This is a genomic window from Moraxella bovis (assembly GCF_002014975.1).
In the GTDB taxonomy this organism is placed as follows: domain Bacteria; phylum Pseudomonadota; class Gammaproteobacteria; order Pseudomonadales; family Moraxellaceae; genus Moraxella; species Moraxella bovis.
The window spans coordinates 648-18,186 of sequence record NZ_MUXV01000087.1 but is presented as its reverse complement, the minus strand read 5'-3'; the positions used below and the strand labels follow the sequence as shown (position 1 = coordinate 18,186).

Annotated in this window: 14 protein-coding genes; 9 read left to right on the top strand and 5 right to left on the bottom strand. The window is 45.7% G+C overall.

The genetic code is table 11. The features are described from left to right. The 3 genes from B0182_RS13410 to B0182_RS13400 form a co-directional block, all read right to left on the bottom strand. The coding region (locus tag B0182_RS13410; protein ID WP_143821764.1) for an ABC transporter permease family protein at positions 1-368 on the bottom strand (368 nt) is incomplete at its 3' end. A 93-nt stretch (positions 369-461) separates the two neighbouring features. Further along, positions 462-1,793 carry an ABC transporter substrate-binding protein gene (locus tag B0182_RS13405; protein WP_078275395.1) on the bottom strand — a complete coding sequence of 444 codons (1,332 nt, stop codon included), beginning with the start codon at positions 1,791-1,793 and terminating at the stop codon, positions 462-464. Between the two features lie 314 nt (positions 1,794-2,107). Continuing rightward, positions 2,108-3,391: an acetyl-CoA C-acetyltransferase gene (locus tag B0182_RS13400; protein ID WP_078275394.1), complete on the bottom strand. Its 1,284-nt coding sequence runs from the start codon at positions 3,389-3,391 to the stop codon at positions 2,108-2,110. Positions 3,392-3,726: 335 nt separating this feature from the next. Between B0182_RS13400 and B0182_RS13395 the strand changes: the two genes are divergently transcribed. The 7 genes from B0182_RS13395 to bfr (B0182_RS13365) all read left to right on the top strand — a co-directional run bounded on the left by B0182_RS13395 (position 3,727) and on the right by bfr (B0182_RS13365) (position 10,722). Then, entirely contained in the window at positions 3,727-5,085 is a 1,359-nt protein-coding gene (locus B0182_RS13395; protein WP_078275393.1) for a 3-oxoacyl-ACP reductase, read from the top strand. A gap of 121 nt (positions 5,086-5,206) precedes the next feature. After that, positions 5,207-6,082, top strand: coding sequence for a MaoC/PaaZ C-terminal domain-containing protein (locus B0182_RS13390; protein WP_078275392.1), 876 nt, complete (start codon positions 5,207-5,209; stop codon positions 6,080-6,082). Between the two features lie 363 nt (positions 6,083-6,445). After that, positions 6,446-7,693 carry a serine hydrolase domain-containing protein gene (locus tag B0182_RS13385; RefSeq protein ID WP_078275391.1) on the top strand — a complete coding sequence of 416 codons (1,248 nt, stop codon included), beginning with the start codon at positions 6,446-6,448 and terminating at the stop codon, positions 7,691-7,693. A gap of 116 nt (positions 7,694-7,809) precedes the next feature. Then, positions 7,810-8,742, top strand: coding sequence for a branched-chain amino acid transaminase (locus B0182_RS13380; RefSeq protein ID WP_078275390.1), 933 nt, complete (start codon positions 7,810-7,812; stop codon positions 8,740-8,742). 311 nt (positions 8,743-9,053) lie between these two features. Then, positions 9,054-9,248: a (2Fe-2S)-binding protein gene (locus B0182_RS13375; RefSeq protein WP_062501173.1), complete on the top strand. Its 195-nt coding sequence runs from the start codon at positions 9,054-9,056 to the stop codon at positions 9,246-9,248. Positions 9,249-9,665: 417 nt separating this feature from the next. Further along, entirely contained in the window at positions 9,666-10,160 is a 495-nt protein-coding gene (gene bfr / locus B0182_RS13370; RefSeq protein WP_078275389.1) for a bacterioferritin, read from the top strand. A gap of 88 nt (positions 10,161-10,248) precedes the next feature. Then, positions 10,249-10,722: a bacterioferritin gene (gene bfr, locus B0182_RS13365; RefSeq protein ID WP_078275388.1), complete on the top strand. Its 474-nt coding sequence runs from the start codon at positions 10,249-10,251 to the stop codon at positions 10,720-10,722. Positions 10,723-10,861: 139 nt separating this feature from the next. On the opposite strand, the gene B0182_RS13360 is transcribed toward bfr (B0182_RS13365), so the two are convergent. After that, positions 10,862-11,617 carry a MipA/OmpV family protein gene (locus B0182_RS13360; protein ID WP_078275387.1) on the bottom strand — a complete coding sequence of 252 codons (756 nt, stop codon included), beginning with the start codon at positions 11,615-11,617 and terminating at the stop codon, positions 10,862-10,864. A 218-nt stretch (positions 11,618-11,835) separates the two neighbouring features. Continuing rightward, the gene (betT, locus tag B0182_RS13355; protein WP_078275386.1) at positions 11,836-13,863 is read right to left on the bottom strand and encodes a choline BCCT transporter BetT; all 2,028 of its coding nucleotides are present in this window, start codon (positions 13,861-13,863) and stop codon (positions 11,836-11,838) included. Positions 13,864-14,184: 321 nt separating this feature from the next. On the opposite strand from betT, the gene betB reads away from it, so the two are divergent. Beyond that, positions 14,185-15,702 carry a betaine-aldehyde dehydrogenase gene (gene betB / locus B0182_RS13350; RefSeq protein WP_078275385.1) on the top strand — a complete coding sequence of 506 codons (1,518 nt, stop codon included), beginning with the start codon at positions 14,185-14,187 and terminating at the stop codon, positions 15,700-15,702. Positions 15,703-15,743: 41 nt separating this feature from the next. Continuing rightward, positions 15,744-17,456: a choline dehydrogenase gene (gene betA, locus B0182_RS13345; RefSeq protein WP_078275384.1), complete on the top strand. Its 1,713-nt coding sequence runs from the start codon at positions 15,744-15,746 to the stop codon at positions 17,454-17,456. The last annotated feature ends 83 nt before the right edge of the window (positions 17,457-17,539 follow it).

Here is a 17,539-nt window from a genome sequence, read left to right as displayed (position 1 = left end):
AAATAACGGGTGAGGTTTTTTACAAGTGAGATAATCAAAGCGACAAACGCCAGCGACAGCGTGTGCCCAAACTGGTGGGCTATCTCGTCCCACACGCTTGTCCCACTGACGAGCGAGTTTCCCAAATCCAAGCGGAGCAGGTCGCCAAACCATGCTATATACTGCTCATACCACTGCAAATCAAGCCCCAGTTCGGCTCGCACTTGGTCGGCAGAGCTTGCGGTGAATTGGTCGTAGCCATAGCGAGACGCAGCGATACGATACGCCATGTCGCCGGGTAGGCTTCGCATAAGAACAAAGGTCAAAGTGCCGACCGACCAGACGACCAAGAGCAGTTGGATAAGCCGTGATGTGAGTAGTTTTAGCATAATGATATGGTTGCCATAAACTTAGGTGTAAAGCAAATTAAGAGAGTCAAAAGAGCGATGGCGTGTCGCTCTTTGGGTTATCATGGCGTAGTATTACCATTTAAGCTGATTTAGGTTGTATTTACGCTCAAAGGGGTCAAGGGTCAAGCCTTGTAGCGACTTGTGAACGGATGCACTTTGTTGGTAGTACACGACAGGGATAAGCGGACGCTCATCTGCCAAAATGGTGGCGACTTGTTTTTTGAGTTCATCTCGCTTGACATCATCGGCTGTGGTAGCGATGTCATGCAAGGCTTGGGTAAGCGTAGAGTTTTGGTAATTCATCACGCCCCAGTCGCTGCCTTGTGGGCTTAGGTCGGATTGTAGTGAAGCCAATGGGTCTGGGGTGTTGCCATAGTTACGAGCGTACAGAGCCATTTGCAGTGAGCCGTCTTGATGAGCCTTGGGAATCTCTGATGAGTTGGTGATATTAACTTGTAAATCCACACCGATTTTACGCCATTGGTCTTGTAAGGCGGTGGCGATAAGCGGTAACTCTGGGCGGTCGGAGAAAGTGATGAGCGATATGGTAAAGGGCTTACCGTCTTTTTGTAGCACGCCATTTGCCCCTTCGGTAAAGCCATTGGCGAGCAGTTTGGCTTTAATGGCAGGATAATCAGGGGCGGATTTTGCCACGCCTGCCTGCCAATCGCCAAACATGGGCGGTAGTAGCTCATACGCTCCTGCATCGCCAATGCGTAGCACCGATTTAGCAATGGCTTCACGGTCTATGGCATCGGATAGGGCTTGACGAGTGGTCTTATCGGCAAAGAGCGGATTGGCGATGTTCATCTTAATGACAATGGTGCGAGCGAGCGTTTGGGTTGTCACTTGTAGGTCGCTGTTGTTTTGTAGGCGTTTTAGGCTGGCACTGTCTAGGGTGTACACCAAATGGTCATCGCCACTCTCGACAAGCAGGGTGCGGGTCTCACTGCGAGAGTTGGCAAGGTAGTTAATGCGATTAATGTGGGCTTTTTGTCCCCAATAGTCGGCATAAGCGGACTGCTCAATCTTTTGTGGTGGCTCAACCTTATCCGCCTGATACGCCCCTGTGCCGATGATTTTGGTGGCTTGCCCTTTGTCATCAAAAGACGCAGGGGCTAGGATAATGGCGGTGGCGTGTGTCAAATAAGACGGTAGGGTGGTCAAAGGCTCGGCAAGAGTGAATTCTACCGTTTTATCATCAACTGCCTTGATAAGCTCGATATTAGCACTTTCTAGGGCAGTGGGCTTATTTAGGGCGAGCGTTAGACTGTTTACCACTTCTTTGGCGGTCATCGGTGTGCCGTCATGGAATTTGACATCGTCACGCAACGTAAACACCCATGTTTTGCCGTTGTCGGTTGTTCTCTCCATTTTGCCAATTATACCAAATTTATTTAACATAATCTATTTTTTTAATAAACTTTTTAAAATAAGAAAAATTAAAATTCAAACACAATATTATTCGCCATAAAAAATTGAAAAATTTGTTATTTATTGGGTAAATTATTTTAAATAATAGGGAATTGGATTTGTTAAAAATTTTGAATATAGGGGAAAAATTGCAATTCACCCTTTAATGCAGAAATGTATTTTAAAATTGATAAGCCGTTGAAAATTGTAAAAAAGTGAAGTGCATACCATTTAAATCCAAGCCAAATCAAAAACCCCAATCCATGACAGATTGGGGTTTTTGATTTAGGGTAATTTTTGTATGATTAGCGTTCTAAAATACAAGTAACGCCTTGACCGCCAGCGGCACAGATAGAAATCAAAGCACGCCCTGAGCCTTTTTGGGCGAGCAGTTTGGCGGCGGTTGCTAAGATACGTCCACCTGTGGCAGCAAAGGGGTGTCCTGCGGCAAGGCTTGACCCATTGACATTGAGCTTACTGCGGTCAATGCTACCTAATGGCTTATCTAATCCCAAGCGGTTTTTGCAGAAGTTTTCATCTTCCCAAGCGGCGAGAGTGGAGAGTACTTGACTGGCAAAGGCTTCATGAATCTCATAAAAATCAAAGTCTTGTAAGGTCAGACCAGCACGAGCGAGCATTTTTGGTACGGCATAGGCAGGTGCCATAAGCAGTCCTTCGGTCAGCCCATTTTTACCCACAAAGTCCACGGCCGCCGTTTGTTGGTGAGTGATGTAGGCAAGTGGTTCAAAACCGTGCTCACTTGCCCAGTCATCACTGGCAAGTAGCACACAAGACGCACCGTCGGTCAGTGGCGTGGAGTTACCTGCGGTCATGGTTGGGTTGGCGTTACGCTTACCAAAGGCAGGTTTTAGCGTGGCAAGTTTATCAAGCGTGGTGTCTGCACGCAAGTTATTATCACGGTTTAGCCTTTTATAGGGAGTCATCAAGTCATCAAAAAATCCTGAGTCATACGCACGAGCCAAATTTTGATGGCTGTTAAATGCCAACTCATCTTGGTCGGCACGGCTGATGTTCCATTCTAGGGTAGTGATGGCTTGATGTTCGCCCATGGATAGGCGAGTGCGTGGCTCACCATTGGCAGGGAATGACAGTAGGTCTTTGGGGTTGATGTGGGTTAGGGCGGTCAGTCGAGCTTTGGCGGTTTTGGCGTTATTGATGGCAAGCAGGGGCTTACGAATGCCGTCCCCGAGTGCAATCGGTGCGTCCGATGTCGTGTCCGTCCCGCCTGCGATACCACTGTCGATGATGCCCAGTGCGATTTTGTTGGCGACGGCAAACGTGGCTTGCAAACCTGTGCCACACGCCTGCGAGATGTCATAGGCAGGGGTTGTGGGCGATAGGGCGGTGTTTAGCAGGGCTTCACGGGTTAGGTTCAAATCACGGCTGTGTTTTAAGACCGTGCCGGCAACCACTTCGCCAATCTCTTTGTCCGCCAAATTAAAGCGAGCAATCAAACCGTCCAACGCCGATGAGAGCATATCGATATTACTGGCGTCTGCGTATGCACCGTTTGAGCGAGCAAAGGGAATGCGGTTTCCGCCAAGAATGGCAACTTTTTTGATGGTCATGACTTATCCTTAATGAAATGAATTGATAAAGGTAACAGGGTTTTGACAGATGATTTTTAAGATAAGTTAAGATAAAAATCTAATAAATTTGCACGAAATTATCCTAAAATCAATCTTATCAAAACCCAAAAAATGACATCGCATCTATCATTTTAGCTTATCCTAGCTTATCATCATTTGACTTAAAAGGGAAAATGTTTTTTGCTTTCTTAACTAATTTTTTGTTATTTATTTAAAATTTATAACTTATTTTTATAATAGAGAAAATTTTGTGCCAACATTTATTTTTATGCTAGAATGGGGCTTATCGTATTTACAAACAAAAGGATACTCCTATGAGCGACCGTTATGGTGAATTGGTGCAATCAGGTCTAGGCAGAACTGTTGCAAAAAATCTGGGTTTGCCCACACCCATTAAACTTGACCGCTTTGAAGTGGGTCAGCCTGTGGTGCGTGGCGAAGTGGCATTTGGGGCGACAGGCGACAGTGATGTGAGCCGTAGTGTGAATGATATTTTGACCGCATTGGACGCCAAGATTACCACTAATGATAAGCTCGATGACCGTCTAACGGACGAGAACGTGCGTTTTAAAGTGGCGATTTTTGATGTTACCAACATCAAAGACACGGACGGCTTAAAGGTGGTGTATGAATTTTTCCATAAAATCGCCCGTCGCATCAAACCGTCTGGTCGGATTGTGCTGATTGCTCGCCCGTCTTGCTGTACAGGCATAGACATTGATTTTGCTTTGGCACAGCGTGCGGTGTTGGGATTTGTCAAATCAGTCGCCAAAGAATTTAAAAAAGGCATTACCGCCAATGTCCTATACACCCAAATCGGTGCCGAAAAACACCTAGACCACGCCTTACGCTTTTTTATGTCGGCAAAATCGGCATATGTGTCAGGGCAAGCGGTCTATATCAAGGATAATGGCGATGAGCTGTCGTTGGTCGATTTTGACGAAACCAAACCCCTAAAAGGCAAAAAAATCCTAGTTACAGGGGCAAGTCGTGGCATTGGCGAGTCAGTTGCCAAAGTGTTGGCACGAGACGGGGCACAGCTGTACTGCTTGGACGTGCCTGCGTCTTTGGCAGATTTACAAAAAGTCGCTGGCAATCTGGGCGGTTATGCCTTGCCACTGGACATCACTCAAACGGACGCTGGCGAGCAGATTTTAAGGGCGTGTGGCGTGTTGGATGGTGTGGTGCATAACGCTGGTGTTACTCGTGATAAGACCCTAGCCAACATGAGTGCCGACAAATGGGATTTGGTGCTAAACATCAACCTAAAAGCCATTAGCACCATTAATAACTACCTACTTGCCAATAATGGCTTGTCCGAGTCGGCTCGTATCGTCTGTGTGTCTAGTATCTCAGGAATTGCCGGTAATCTGGGGCAAACCAACTATGCCATGAGTAAAGCAGGAGTTATCGGTCTGGTAGAAGCGACCGCCAAGAGTCTAGACGGTTCGGCACGCCGTATCAATGCGGTCGCCCCTGGATTTATTGAGACCAAGATGACCGGTGCCATTCCTTTTGCCATTCGTGAAGCCGGTCGCCGTATGAACTCGATGAGTCAAGGCGGTGAGCCTGTGGACGTGGCAGAGACGATTTCGTGGCTACTGTCGCCAAAAGCGTCAGGAATCAATGGTAACGTGGTGCGTGTGTGCGGCCAAAGCGTGCTTGGGGCGTGATTTTATTCATGGGTAAATTTTGATGGAAAATATATCAACCTTACACTTGTACATTTTTGATTTACATTCCCCCAAAAATCCATTAAAATTTATCAAAATTATTCTATATTAAAGGTATGATATGGCAGAACAAAATTTTAAAGAATTGCCAAAAATGCACACCACTTATGCCAACGTTATCAAAAGTTTGATTCCGCATGGCGACAACCGAGCAGGGGCATTGCCTGATTCGGTGTATGCAGTGGACAAACTCGCCATTGACCAGAACAATTTGCGAGACTATCGGCGAATTTGTGGGTTTATTGATGATGGGCGTGTACCGCCAACGTATTTTGCGGTGTTGTCGCAGACGTTACAGATGAACATGATGGCAAAGCCTGATTTTCCTTTTGCCATGCTTGGGCTGGTGCATTTAGAAAACAGCGTTACGCAGTATCGTCCGATTTTTGATACCGAAACGGTCAAGATGAGTGTGCGACTTGACAACCTAACCCCCCATGACAAAGGGCAGACCTTTGATTTTATCACCGAAGTGCATATCGATGATGAGCTAGTATGGCAAGGGACATCAACTTATCTGTCTCGCCAAAAAAAGCCCGTCGATGAACGCACGGTCAAATCTGTGCCTGAGAGCGTAACACGCTTAGAGCCTGATGAGAATGGTTGGGCGGAGCTGATTAATATCCCAGAAGACATCGGACGGCGGTATGCGTTCGTGTCGGGCGATTTTAACCTAATCCATTTGCACCCCTTATCGGCTCGGGCGTTCGGCTTTCCTAAGGCAATCGCTCATGGCATGTGGTCAAAGGCGGCGAGCATTGCTCAATTTTATGATTTGCCGAAGGCGTACCGAGTGGACGTGTCATTTAAAACGCCCATTTTCTTGCCGTCCAAGATTGACTTTGTGGCACGCCAAGAGAGCGATGGGCGAGCCTTTGCCCTGTATGCGGCAGGGACGGAAAAACCGCATTTACTCGGCAAAATTACGTTTTTATGATGAGTGAAAAAGAGCAGGGCAGATGATGATTTGCCCTGTTTTTTGGTTTTTGGGATTAAAATTTTTTAAATTTGCAAATTTTAAAAATTTGGTCGGGTGTACAATACACACCTTTTAAATGAACTAACCTATCAAGGACGAATGTAATTCGCTCCTACAACCCAAAAAATAACTATAAGATAATCAATAAACTATCATTTTAATTTCAAAATGAAGTATGATTTTATAAATTTTTAAATCATTTTTAAATAACTTGGTGCGTGGCATACAACCTACCCGCCAACGACAATAATCAATTCCCACACTTTGAATTTTCCCCCAAATTCTTATACAATAAGCCATTTTTATCATTAGGTACAGACCATGTGGCAAGATTTTCCCAAACTGCTTTCTAAATTACAATTTGACGACTCGCCTGCCGGTGGTTCACTTGTCATCACTCACAAAGGCGAGACGGTGGTAAACACCGCCATAGGGCAAGCCCTGCCACACCAAGACTGGCACGCCCACACGCTATCGGTAAATTTCTCTATCGGCAAAGGCGTGATGGCGACCCTTGTGGCGGTGTTGGTCTCAAAGGGACTGTTGGACTATGATACGCCCATTGGTTCATATTGGGCGGAGTTTAGGGTAGGGGGTAAAGAGCATATCACGCTACGCCACATCTTGACTCACACCGCAGGGCTGTTTAACATCACCACACTCACCCACGACACCGATGAGCTGACCGACTGGCAAATGATGACCGCCAAAGTTGCCCAAATGTCGCCTAACACCCCCAAAGGACAGGACGAGCAGGGCTATGGCAGCGCGTATAGTGCGTTGGTCTCGGGGTGGATTTTGGGCGGATTGGTGGAACGTGTAACAGGACTGCCCTTGCAACACGCCCTAGATGAGTACCTTGCTACGCCCTTAGGCATACAGGGCGAGCTGTATTATGGACTGCCTGCTGATAAATTGGGACAAGTTGCCAAGCCTGTGCGGTATTTTGATGGCACACCCATAACCAAACGCAAACCAACCCTAAAACCTGACACTCCAGAGATGTTGGCGGTATATGCAGGGCTTGACATCACGCCATTATGGGCGGATAAGGTGGAGACACTTGGCACATCTGGCATTAATAAGCTATATTTTGACACCGCCAAGATGAACCTTGTCAATTATAAAAACGCACTCATGCCAAACGGACGTGATGGCGTGGAATACCATCATGATAAGGTGTTGCAAGCGGTCATTCCTGCCGCCAATGGGGTCTCTACCGCCCACGCCCTAGCCACTATCTACGCCATGCACGCTAATGGTGGCGTATGGCAAGGGCAAACGCTCATCACGCCTGCGGTGCTTGCCGACATGCGTGCGGTGCGTGTGGACGGTTTTGATGCGGTTATGCCTGCCAATATGCGGTGGCGGTCGGGTTTTCATCGCTTATTTAGCTTGCAACACACGCCAAACGCCTACGGACACATGGGTTATAACGGCTCGGTGGCGTTCTGCGACCCTGATAGGCAGTTGTCGTTTGCCTTTATTCATAATTTTGACACAATCATGCTAAATGACGTACGCCAGTTTGTGCTGGTAGAGACGGCAATCGCTCGCACCACACCTTAAAAAACTATTGCAAAACGCCCAAACGGTGTTATAATCATGCGATTACTTTTATTTTATGAACGCTCTAAGTTTATAAAATAATTTTATTAAAAGCTCTTTTTATCAAGGAAAAACTTATGAGTTTAGCAACCCAAGACGGCAAAATGTGGCTAGATGGCGAACTAGTCAACCAGCCTGATGCCAAAGTCCATGTACTCACGCACAGCTTGCATTATGGTTTGGCAGTGTTTGAAGGCGTGCGTGCCTATCAGACCCCTGACGGGCGTACCGCCATTTTCCGTCTACATGAACACACCGAACGCCTACTTAATTCTGCCAAAATTTTTCAGCTAGACGTGCGTTATAGCCATGATGAGCTGGTCAAAGCCCAAAAAGACGTGGTGCGTGAAAATGGCTTGGCGAGTGCTTATATTCGTCCGCTCATCTGGGTCGGTTCAGAAAAGCTCGGTATCGCCGCCAAAGACAACACCATTCATTCAGCCGTTGCTGCATGGCATTGGGGGGCGTATCTGGGCGAAGACGGCATCAAAAACGGTATCCGTGCCAAGACATCAAGCTACACACATCATCACCCCAACGTAACCATGTGTAAGGCAAAAGCCGCCGCCAACTATCCTGTGTCTATCCTAGCTAACCAAGAAGCAACCCGTGCAGGCTATGACGAAGCCATTCTTATGGACCCGCTCGGCTACGTGTGTCAAGGCTCTGGCGAGAACCTATTTTTGGTGAAAAATGGCGAGCTACATACCCCAGACCTTGCAGGCGGAGCGTTAGACGGCATTACTCGCCGTACGATTATTGAGTTCGCTCATGATTTGGGCATCAAAGTCGTAGAACGCCGTATCACTCGTGATGAGTTCTACCTTGCCGATGAGATTTTTATGACAGGCACCGCCGCCGAAGTTACCCCAATACGTGAATATGATGACCGTGTGATTGGCAAGGGCGGACGTGGCGAGCTGACCGAAAAACTACAAACCTTGTATTTTGATGTGGTGCAAGGGCGTAATGACAAATACAAGCACTGGCTGTCTTTTGTTGATGAATAATCAAATTTGATTAAATTTTTAACAATCCCCAAAATATGATGTTTTGGGGATTTTTATTTATCAAAATGTTAAGCAGATTTTTGGGAATAAGCCATTGATTTTTAGACAAATTCATATTTTAAAAAGCATTATCAGCAAATAATCCCTGCATTCATCAAAATTTTTAAATTTTTTTTATAAAAATTATCAATTTTTGCTTGCAAATAATAATAATTATTGCTAATATAACCCCATGAGTTAATAAGAATAACCGTTCTTATTTTCGTTTAAAAAATAGCCAATCCACAACAGCATTCGCCAAGGACTTCGCCATGTATGTTTGTATTTGCCATGACATCAAAGACACCCAAATCAAAACCGCCATGCTACAAGGCGTTGATAGCGTGGAAGCATTGCAAAGTGAGCTACTGGTCGGTACTTGCTGTGGCTGTTGTATGCCTATGGTGCAGGATTTAGTTGATGAACATCATGCCAAATATGTGGCGGTGGACGCTATGGCGGTGTGATAGAATGTTTGTAAATATTTGGTAAATTTATTACTGTAATTTTTCTCAATATAAGTGTCTTTGCATAATCTTAGCTAAATTAAAATTATCAATCAATAGTCATTTTCAAGTTGATAAAATTAACTAATAAGCCTTATTATTTGCAAATTATTAAAATGGTAAAAGGAATTGTCATCAATAATAAAAATAACAACATAATCAATAACTTAGCCTATTTGCCAAAACCATTTTCTCCAATTCACCTAAGATGATTTCTTAGGTGAAAATTTTTGTTATTGTAATAGCCATTCTCACAGCGTAAGTCGTTCGCAGTTCCTTTGCCATACAAATACCCCCTTGTCAATCCCTATCTTTGTGCTATGATATGTCCCATACAGCGTTGGCTGATTTTTCTTTATCTAACACAGGATTTTTATCATGAAATCATCTCAAAAAGTCATTAATTATCTAAATTTCTTATTGGCGGGCGAGTTGGGTGCCAGAGACCAGTATTTTATCCATTCACAAATGTACGCTGAATGGGAGCTGGGTAAATTGCACGACCGCATTTATCACGAAATGGAAGATGAGACCCTACACGCACGCCTAATTATCAACCGTATCATCATGCTGGGCGGTACACCAAATATGCAAGTGGGCAAGATTAACATCGGTGCCGATGTGCCTGCCATGCTAAAAAGCGATTTGGAACTAGAATGCGCCGTGCAAGAACACCTAAAAGAAGGTATTTCTATCTGTGAAGCCGAGCGTGATTATGTAACTCGTGATATGCTCGTGCGTCAGTTAGAAGACACCGAACAAGACCACGCTCACTGGTTAGAAAAACAACTACGTTTGATTGAGCTTATGGGACTACAAAACTACCTACAAAGCCAAAGTGGAGAGTCTAACATGGTGGGTGTCACGCACTAAGTAGGGCAAAAAGCAAAAGGGGTGTTGTGCATACACCCTTTTTTAAAAAAGTTAAATGTTTAAAATTTAAAGATAAAAAGGTAATAACATGAAAGGCGATAAAGACGTTATCCGTCAGTTAAATTTGGTATTGGGTCAGTCCCTGATTGCCATTAACCAGTATTTTTTGCACGCTCGTATCGTCAAAAACTGGGGCGTAGAAGAACTAAACGACTCATTTTTTAAGCAGTCCATTCGTGAGATGAAATGGTCAGATGAGCTGATTGAACGAGTTTTGCTACTTGAAGGTTTGCCAAATTTGCAAGATTTGGGTAAGCTCATGATTGGCGAGAGTGTAGAAGAGATTTTGGCATGTGATTTGCGTTTGGAGAAACGTAAACATGACGTGCTGGTAGAAGCCATTGACGTGTGTACCGCCAAGCGTGATTTTGTTTCTCGTGAGCTACTCATCAAGCTAAAAGACGGCAATGAAGAGTACGAAGACTGGCTAAAAACCCAGCAAGAGAAGATTGCGGACATCGGCATTCAAAACTATATCCAATTACAATCAAGCGATGATTGATAAGCAGATAAACGATAAAAAGGGCGAGCGTGGGTTTGCCCTTTTTGTTGTTTGCTAATTATTTTGGGTGGTAGGGGTGAATCACATTCGCCCTTGATAAATGAGTCACTTAATATAAAGTTAAAAATGATTTTAACCATTAAAAGGTATAAGTCAAACCCACATTTGCCCCAATGTCCACCTTATCATCGGTTAGCGGGCTGTCTTTTTGAGTTGATGAGAGCCATTCGGCTTTGGTGTTGGCAAAGGCACCGACGTGGTCGGTAAATTGGTATTTGCCAGAGACCGAGACAAAGGGCGAGTAGCTGGATTTGGCGGTGTAGATGTCTATGCCTGTTTTGGTGCTTTCTTGCTTAGATACGCCAAAGTAGTATTGGTTATAATCATCACTGTACCAGTTTACGCCAAATTTGGGATAGACGGTGAGTTTGTTATCGGCGAATTTGAACAGACTGCGATGAGCCAACGAGACGGTCTGACCGCCACTTCTGTCCATCATGTCCGTGCCTGCCTTGATCTCAAAACCGCCCACAGGCGTGATACGCATATAACTTAGTACGATATTGGCACTGGATTTACGGCTGTTTAAGCCTTTTAGGGCGGTTATGGTTGCGTCATCTGGCTCAAAGTTTCGAGACTCATAGCCTGCCCCGACACGAAACCAGTTTTCGCTGTCTTTGTGAGCATAAAAACCGAACTCCGAGCCTTCGGCATAAAAATAGTCGTTATCGTATAGCACGAGTGGCACCACCCCCACTTTGTCATCGGTGGCATAGGCGTGCGAGCCAAAACTGGCTAAGGCACCAATGGTCAAGTCGTCAAGGGCTGATGTGTCCTGAGCGGTGGCAGATAAGCTAAGGCTAAGTAGGGTTAGGCTAAGTAAGGATTTTTTCATGATGAATGTTCACGGATAAAAATAGGATTATTATAATGCAAAAATGGCGGTTTGGGAATGATGGTTTGGGGAGATTTTTAATAGACTTCTTTCCAAGCCCTGATTTTTATAGATTTTTAAAAACTTCAACCCCAGTTTTTATAAGGGTTTATTTTTAGCTTGGAAAAAGATTTAATAAAAAAAGCATGCCTTTTGACACGCTTTTATTTTGGGATAAATCACTTAGGAAACACAGGGCGGCTACCGGGGGTTTCACGATTTAAATGCAAAAACGCCCGATGACGCTCGTATTTGTCAAGCACATCATTGATGACTTGCTCGCTGTTAAAGCCTGACAAATCATTGCCTTGCAAACCTTCAAACAAATACGTCTCCAAGCGATAATAAAACTCTTGCCCATCATCAACCGTTGGACGCTCTGGCACAGGGTATTTAACGGGGACGATGCCATACACGAAGTTATACTCATCCTTATAATCCACCGTCAGCATATGTTGCACAAGGCTTGGCTCACCGTCCAAGGCGACCGATTCCACACGCACCGACAGTCCCTTTTGGCGTAGAGCGTCCGCCACGTCAGTTAGGGCAGGCAGGCAGACATTTGTCATCATCGCTTTTGTTTCTGAGGCGTCAGGATAGGCGGTAATGCGGTGCAGACGAGTTTGCCAGTCGCTCACGTCCACGCCCCCTGCCACAGGCACGGCATTGATTTTGGTAATCTCTTCTCTAAAATCTTCAAGGCGTAACGACTTAAACAGCCCCACCATGACAAAAAACATGACAAAGCTAAATGGCAAGCCCATGACAATAGTCGCCTTTTGTAGGGCGGTGATGCCGTCCGTCATCAGCATGGCAGCGGTCAGCATGCCGATTGCCACCGCCCAAAATAGGCGTATCCAAATGGGGGGAGTGTCGGTGTTTTTTTGGCTTTTGAAGCTAAAATTACTAAGCACGATCGCCCCAGAATCTGCCGATGTTACATAAAACAAAAGTCCTGAGACAAAGGCGATGATTGCCGTTACCGAGAACCACGGATAAGTGGATAACAGCTCATAAAAACCAATCTCAGGGCGTGCGATGATTTTTTCGGCAAAAGCAAGGTTGCCTCCTAAGACTTCATTTAAGGCACTATTGCCCATGACTGACAGCCAAGCAAGCGTAAACAAAAAGGGAATGGACAAGGTGCCGATGACAAATTCACGAATGGTACGACCCTTTGAGATTTGAGCCAAAAACAGTCCCACAAAAGGCGACCACGCAATCCACCACGCCCAAAAGAACAGCGTCCAGTCTTGAATCCATTGTTTTTGTTCGGGCGTTTGGTTGTAGGCAAAGGTGTCTAGTGTCAAAGTTGGAAAACGGCTAAGATAGTCGCCCACGTTCATGACAATGGCGTTTAGCAAAAATTCGGTATTGCCCAAAAACAGCACAAACAGGATAAGCCCCAAGGCAAAATAAATGTTAAGCTCCGATAGGATTTTGATGCCCTTGGATGCCCCTGTGGTTGCCGACACAATGGTAATGGCGACCGCTAGGGCGATAAGCCCGATTTGCCAAAGTAAGTTTTCAGGCAAATCAAAAATAACGTGCAGACCGTAGTTTAATTGCACAACCCCGATACCGCAAGTGGTGGCAATACCAAAAATCGTCCCCAAAATCGCCGCCACGTCCACAGCATGACCGGCAGGTCCATCAATCTTTTTGCCAATCATGGGGTACAATGCCGAGCGAATGGTTAGGGGTAGATTGTAGCGGTAGGCAAAATAGCCAAGGGCAATGCCCACCAACGCATACATGCACCAGCCTGTCAGTCCGTAGTGAAAAATCGTCCACATCAAGGCTTCACGAGCCGCCTGTGTGGTCTGACCGTCCCCAACAGGCGGATTCATGTACTGCATGATAGGCTCTGCCACCGAAAAAAACATGATGTCAATGCCGATCCCTGCGGCAAACAGCATGGACGACCACGTCAAAAGACTGTACTTGGGTTGGGAGTGCTTGGGACCTAGCTTGATGTTGCCATAGCGAGAGCAGGCGATAAACAGCACAAAAATGATATACACCGATGCGGCAAAAAAGTAATACCAACCAAAAGTGGTACTTACCCACGCCAGCACACCGTCCAAAATGGCGGACGCACTGTCATTAAACAGCATGGTATATAAGCTAAAAAAGACGATAATCACCGCCGAACAGATAAACACCGTTCGGTTTAGGCGACCGTCTTTGGGTTTGGTATCTCCCATAGTGTTACCTTCCAAAGTTCGTTAATGATATAAAATTGCTAGGGTGCGCTAAATTTTCATCTTATTTTATGAGAATATCATCAAGGTTTAACACACCCTAAATGGTTTTCAAAAAACCTAATAAATTTACAAAACGTTTACAAAAATTAATTTGAAATATATAATCATTTTACACAAATTAAACAATAAAGTCATTAAAAATCAATTATTTGCGTTATAGATGATTTTTTGTTATCATAACCTATCTTTTTGGTTTCATCAACCTTTGAATAAAATTTATAAGTTTTGATGATAAATTTTTAAAAATATAGGAGTCTTGTTATGGCATTGTCATCACTACCAAACGTAGAACAAACATCGCTATACATCGGCGGAAAGTATGCATCCGCCAGTAGCGGGGAGTTTTTTGAGACGGTCAATCCTGCTACAGCAGACACGCTTGCCAAACTGCAAAGTGCTTCAAAAGCGGACGTGGATAAAGCGGTACAAAGCGCCAAAGAAGGACAAAAAATCTGGGCAAGCATGACAGCGGTGGAGCGTTCTCGGATACTGCTAAAAGCGGTGGCAATTTTGCGTGAACAAAATGATAAGCTGGCACGCCTTGAGACGGCGGACACAGGCAAGGCAATCAGCGAGACCGCTTATGTGGATATTGTTACAGGGGCGGACGTCTTGGAGTATTATGCAGGGCTTGCCACCGCCGTTGAAGGAGTGCAAGTGCCACTTCGCACGGGCAAAGAAGGGAGCTTTTTTTATACTCAAAGAGAACCGCTTGGCGTGGTGGCAGGGATTGGGGCTTGGAATTATCCCATTCAAATCGCCCTATGGAAATCCGCCCCTGCCTTGGCATCTGGTAATGCCATGATTTTTAAGCCCAGTGAAGTTACGCCTTTGACTGCCCTAAAACTTGCCGAGATTTATACCCAAGCTGGCGTGCCTAACGGGGTGTTTAATGTCGTGCAAGGTGGTGGTGATGTGGGGGCGTATCTGACCGAACACCCTGACATTGCCAAAATCTCATTTACAGGCTCGGTGGCAACAGGCAAAAAAGTGATGAGCCTTGCAGGAGCATCATCACTAAAAGACGTAACCATGGAGCTTGGCGGTAAGTCGCCTTTGATTGTTTGTGATGATGCCGACATTGATCTGGCGGCGGACGTGGCGATGATGGCAAACTTTTATAGCACAGGACAAGTGTGTACCAATGGCACACGAGTTTTTGTACCAAGTGCCAAAAAACACGCCTTTGAACAAGCCATTTTGGCACGCCTGCCCAAGGTTCGCTTGGGCGACCCAACTGATGAGATAACCAACATGGGTCCTTTGGTGAGCTTTGCCCACATGGAGCGAGTGCTTGATTATATGGAGCAGGGCAAAAAAGCAGGGGCAACGGTGCTGTTTGGTGGACGGCGTGCGGTGGCGGATGATTTTGCCGAGCATGGCGAGTCGCTGTCCAAAGGGGCGTTTGTGCTACCGACTGTCTTTACTGATTGTACCGATGAGATGAGTATTGTTACCGATGAGATTTTTGGGCCTGTCATGAGCATTTTGACTTATGATGATGAAGATGAAGCGATAGAGCGTGCCAATGACACGATTTTTGGCTTGGCAGGGGGTGTCGTTACGTCTGATTTAAATAAAGCTCATCGCATTACCCATGCCTTGCAAGCGGGTATTTGTTGGGTCAATACGTGGGGCGAGTCAGATGCCAAAATGCCTGTGGGGGGCTATAAGCAATCAGGCGTGGGACGTGAAAATGGCATAATGACACTAGAACACTACACCCAAGTCAAATCCATTCAGATTGAAATGGGTAAATTTGAGTCTATTTTTAAATAACCGCTATATTATCAAATTTATTAACTTATTAAGGAAAACTTATGACAGAATATGACTATATCATCATCGGAGCAGGTTCGGCAGGTAATGTGCTTGCCACACGTCTGACAGAAGACAGCGATGTGAGCGTGCTACTTTTGGAAGCAGGTGGTCCTGATTATCGCTTGGATTTTCGCACGCAAATGCCTGCAGCACTGGCATACCCCTTACAAGGCAAACGTTACAACTGGGCGTATCTGACCGACCCTGAGCCTTATATGAATAACCGCCGTATGGAGTGCGGACGTGGTAAGGGGCTTGGCGGTTCATCGCTCATCAATGGTATGTGCTATATTCGTGGTAATGCCATGGATTTGGACAATTGGGCAAAAATGGACGGGCTAGAAGATTGGAGCTATGCCGACTGTTTGCCCTATTATAAAAAGAGCGAGACCCGTGATGTGGGCGAAAACGACTATCACGGTGGCACAGGTCCTGTGAGCGTAACAACTTCACAGCGTGGCACGGTAATTGGTAGTAGCGTGCTGTTTAATGCCATGGTAGAAGCAGGCGTGCAAGCAGGCTATCCACGCACCGATGATTTGAACGGCTATCAGCAAGAAGGTTTTGGACCTATGGACAGAACGGTTACACCAAAAGGACGCCGTTCTAGCACGGCTCGGGGCTATCTAGACATGGCAAAATCACGCCCCAATCTTACCATAAAAACCCATGCCGTAACCGACAAAATCCTATTTTCAGGTAAGCGTGCCATTGGCGTACAGTATCTACAGGGCAATGACACAAATCCCACAACCGTCCACGCCAAGCGAGAAGTGATACTTTCGGCAGGGGCGATTGCATCTCCACAGATTTTACAGCGTTCGGGCGTTGGGGCAAAAAATTTGCTTGATGAATTTAAAATCCCTGTCGTGCATGACCTACCAGGGGTGGGCGAGAATTTACAAGACCATTTGGAGATGTATCTACAATACGAATGCAAAAAACCTGTATCGCTGTATCCTGCCCTAAAATGGTATAACCAACCCGCCATTGGGGCCGAGTGGCTGTTTTTGGGAACGGGCATTGGGGCAAGCAATCAGTTTGAGGCAGGGGGCTTTATCCGTACCCGTCCTGAATTTGAATGGCCAAATATCCAGTATCACTTTTTGCCAGTTGCCATTAATTACAACGGCTCAAATGCCGTAGAAGAGCATGGTTTTCAAGCACACGTTGGCTCCATGCGTTCGCCGTCTCGTGGGCGTATCCGTCTAAAATCGCTAAATCCACACGACCACCCCAGCATCTTGTTTAATTATATGTCGCACGAGCAAGACTGGCAGGAGTTTAGAGATGGCATTCGTATCACGCGTGAGATTATGCACCAACCTGCTTTAGATGCCTACCGTGGGCGTGAGATTAGCCCAAGCCGTAACGCCCAGACCAATGCCGAGCTTGATGAATTTGTGCGTAATCATGCCGAGACCGCTTATCATCCGTCTTGTAGCTGTAAGATGGGTATAGACGATATGGCAGTTGTGGACGGACAAGGGCGTGTGCATGGCTTAGAGGGTTTGCGTGTGGTTGATGCTTCTATCATGCCCCTTATCATCACAGGCAACCTAAATGCCACTACTATTATGATGGCGGAAAAAATCGCCGATGTCATGCGTGGGCAAAGATTGCCAAAATCAACGGCAGGTTACTACAAAGCCGACCCCAATGTGCTAAGACAAGAGCCTGTGCGAGCGTTTGACCCGAGTGTGATGGTTTAAGGGTTTATAAAGGGCGGATTTATCCGCCCTTTTATTTTCACTGCAAGATATAAAGGTATTGTCAAAAACAAATACCATAAGTT

Coding starts and splice junctions, on each gene's coding strand:
- B0182_RS13405 (WP_078275395.1), bottom strand. CDS start 1,793: ATGTTAAATAAATTTGGTATAATTGGCAAAATGGAGAGAACAACCGAC.
- B0182_RS13400 (WP_078275394.1), bottom strand. CDS start 3,391: ATGACCATCAAAAAAGTTGCCATTCTTGGCGGAAACCGCATTCCCTTT.
- B0182_RS13395 (WP_078275393.1), top strand. CDS start 3,727: ATGAGCGACCGTTATGGTGAATTGGTGCAATCAGGTCTAGGCAGAACT.
- B0182_RS13390 (WP_078275392.1), top strand. CDS start 5,207: ATGGCAGAACAAAATTTTAAAGAATTGCCAAAAATGCACACCACTTAT.
- B0182_RS13385 (WP_078275391.1), top strand. CDS start 6,446: ATGTGGCAAGATTTTCCCAAACTGCTTTCTAAATTACAATTTGACGAC.
- B0182_RS13380 (WP_078275390.1), top strand. CDS start 7,810: ATGAGTTTAGCAACCCAAGACGGCAAAATGTGGCTAGATGGCGAACTA.
- B0182_RS13375 (WP_062501173.1), top strand. CDS start 9,054: ATGTATGTTTGTATTTGCCATGACATCAAAGACACCCAAATCAAAACC.
- bfr (WP_078275389.1), top strand. CDS start 9,666: ATGAAATCATCTCAAAAAGTCATTAATTATCTAAATTTCTTATTGGCG.
- bfr (WP_078275388.1), top strand. CDS start 10,249: ATGAAAGGCGATAAAGACGTTATCCGTCAGTTAAATTTGGTATTGGGT.
- B0182_RS13360 (WP_078275387.1), bottom strand. CDS start 11,617: ATGAAAAAATCCTTACTTAGCCTAACCCTACTTAGCCTTAGCTTATCT.
- betT (WP_078275386.1), bottom strand. CDS start 13,863: ATGGGAGATACCAAACCCAAAGACGGTCGCCTAAACCGAACGGTGTTT.
- betB (WP_078275385.1), top strand. CDS start 14,185: ATGGCATTGTCATCACTACCAAACGTAGAACAAACATCGCTATACATC.
- betA (WP_078275384.1), top strand. CDS start 15,744: ATGACAGAATATGACTATATCATCATCGGAGCAGGTTCGGCAGGTAAT.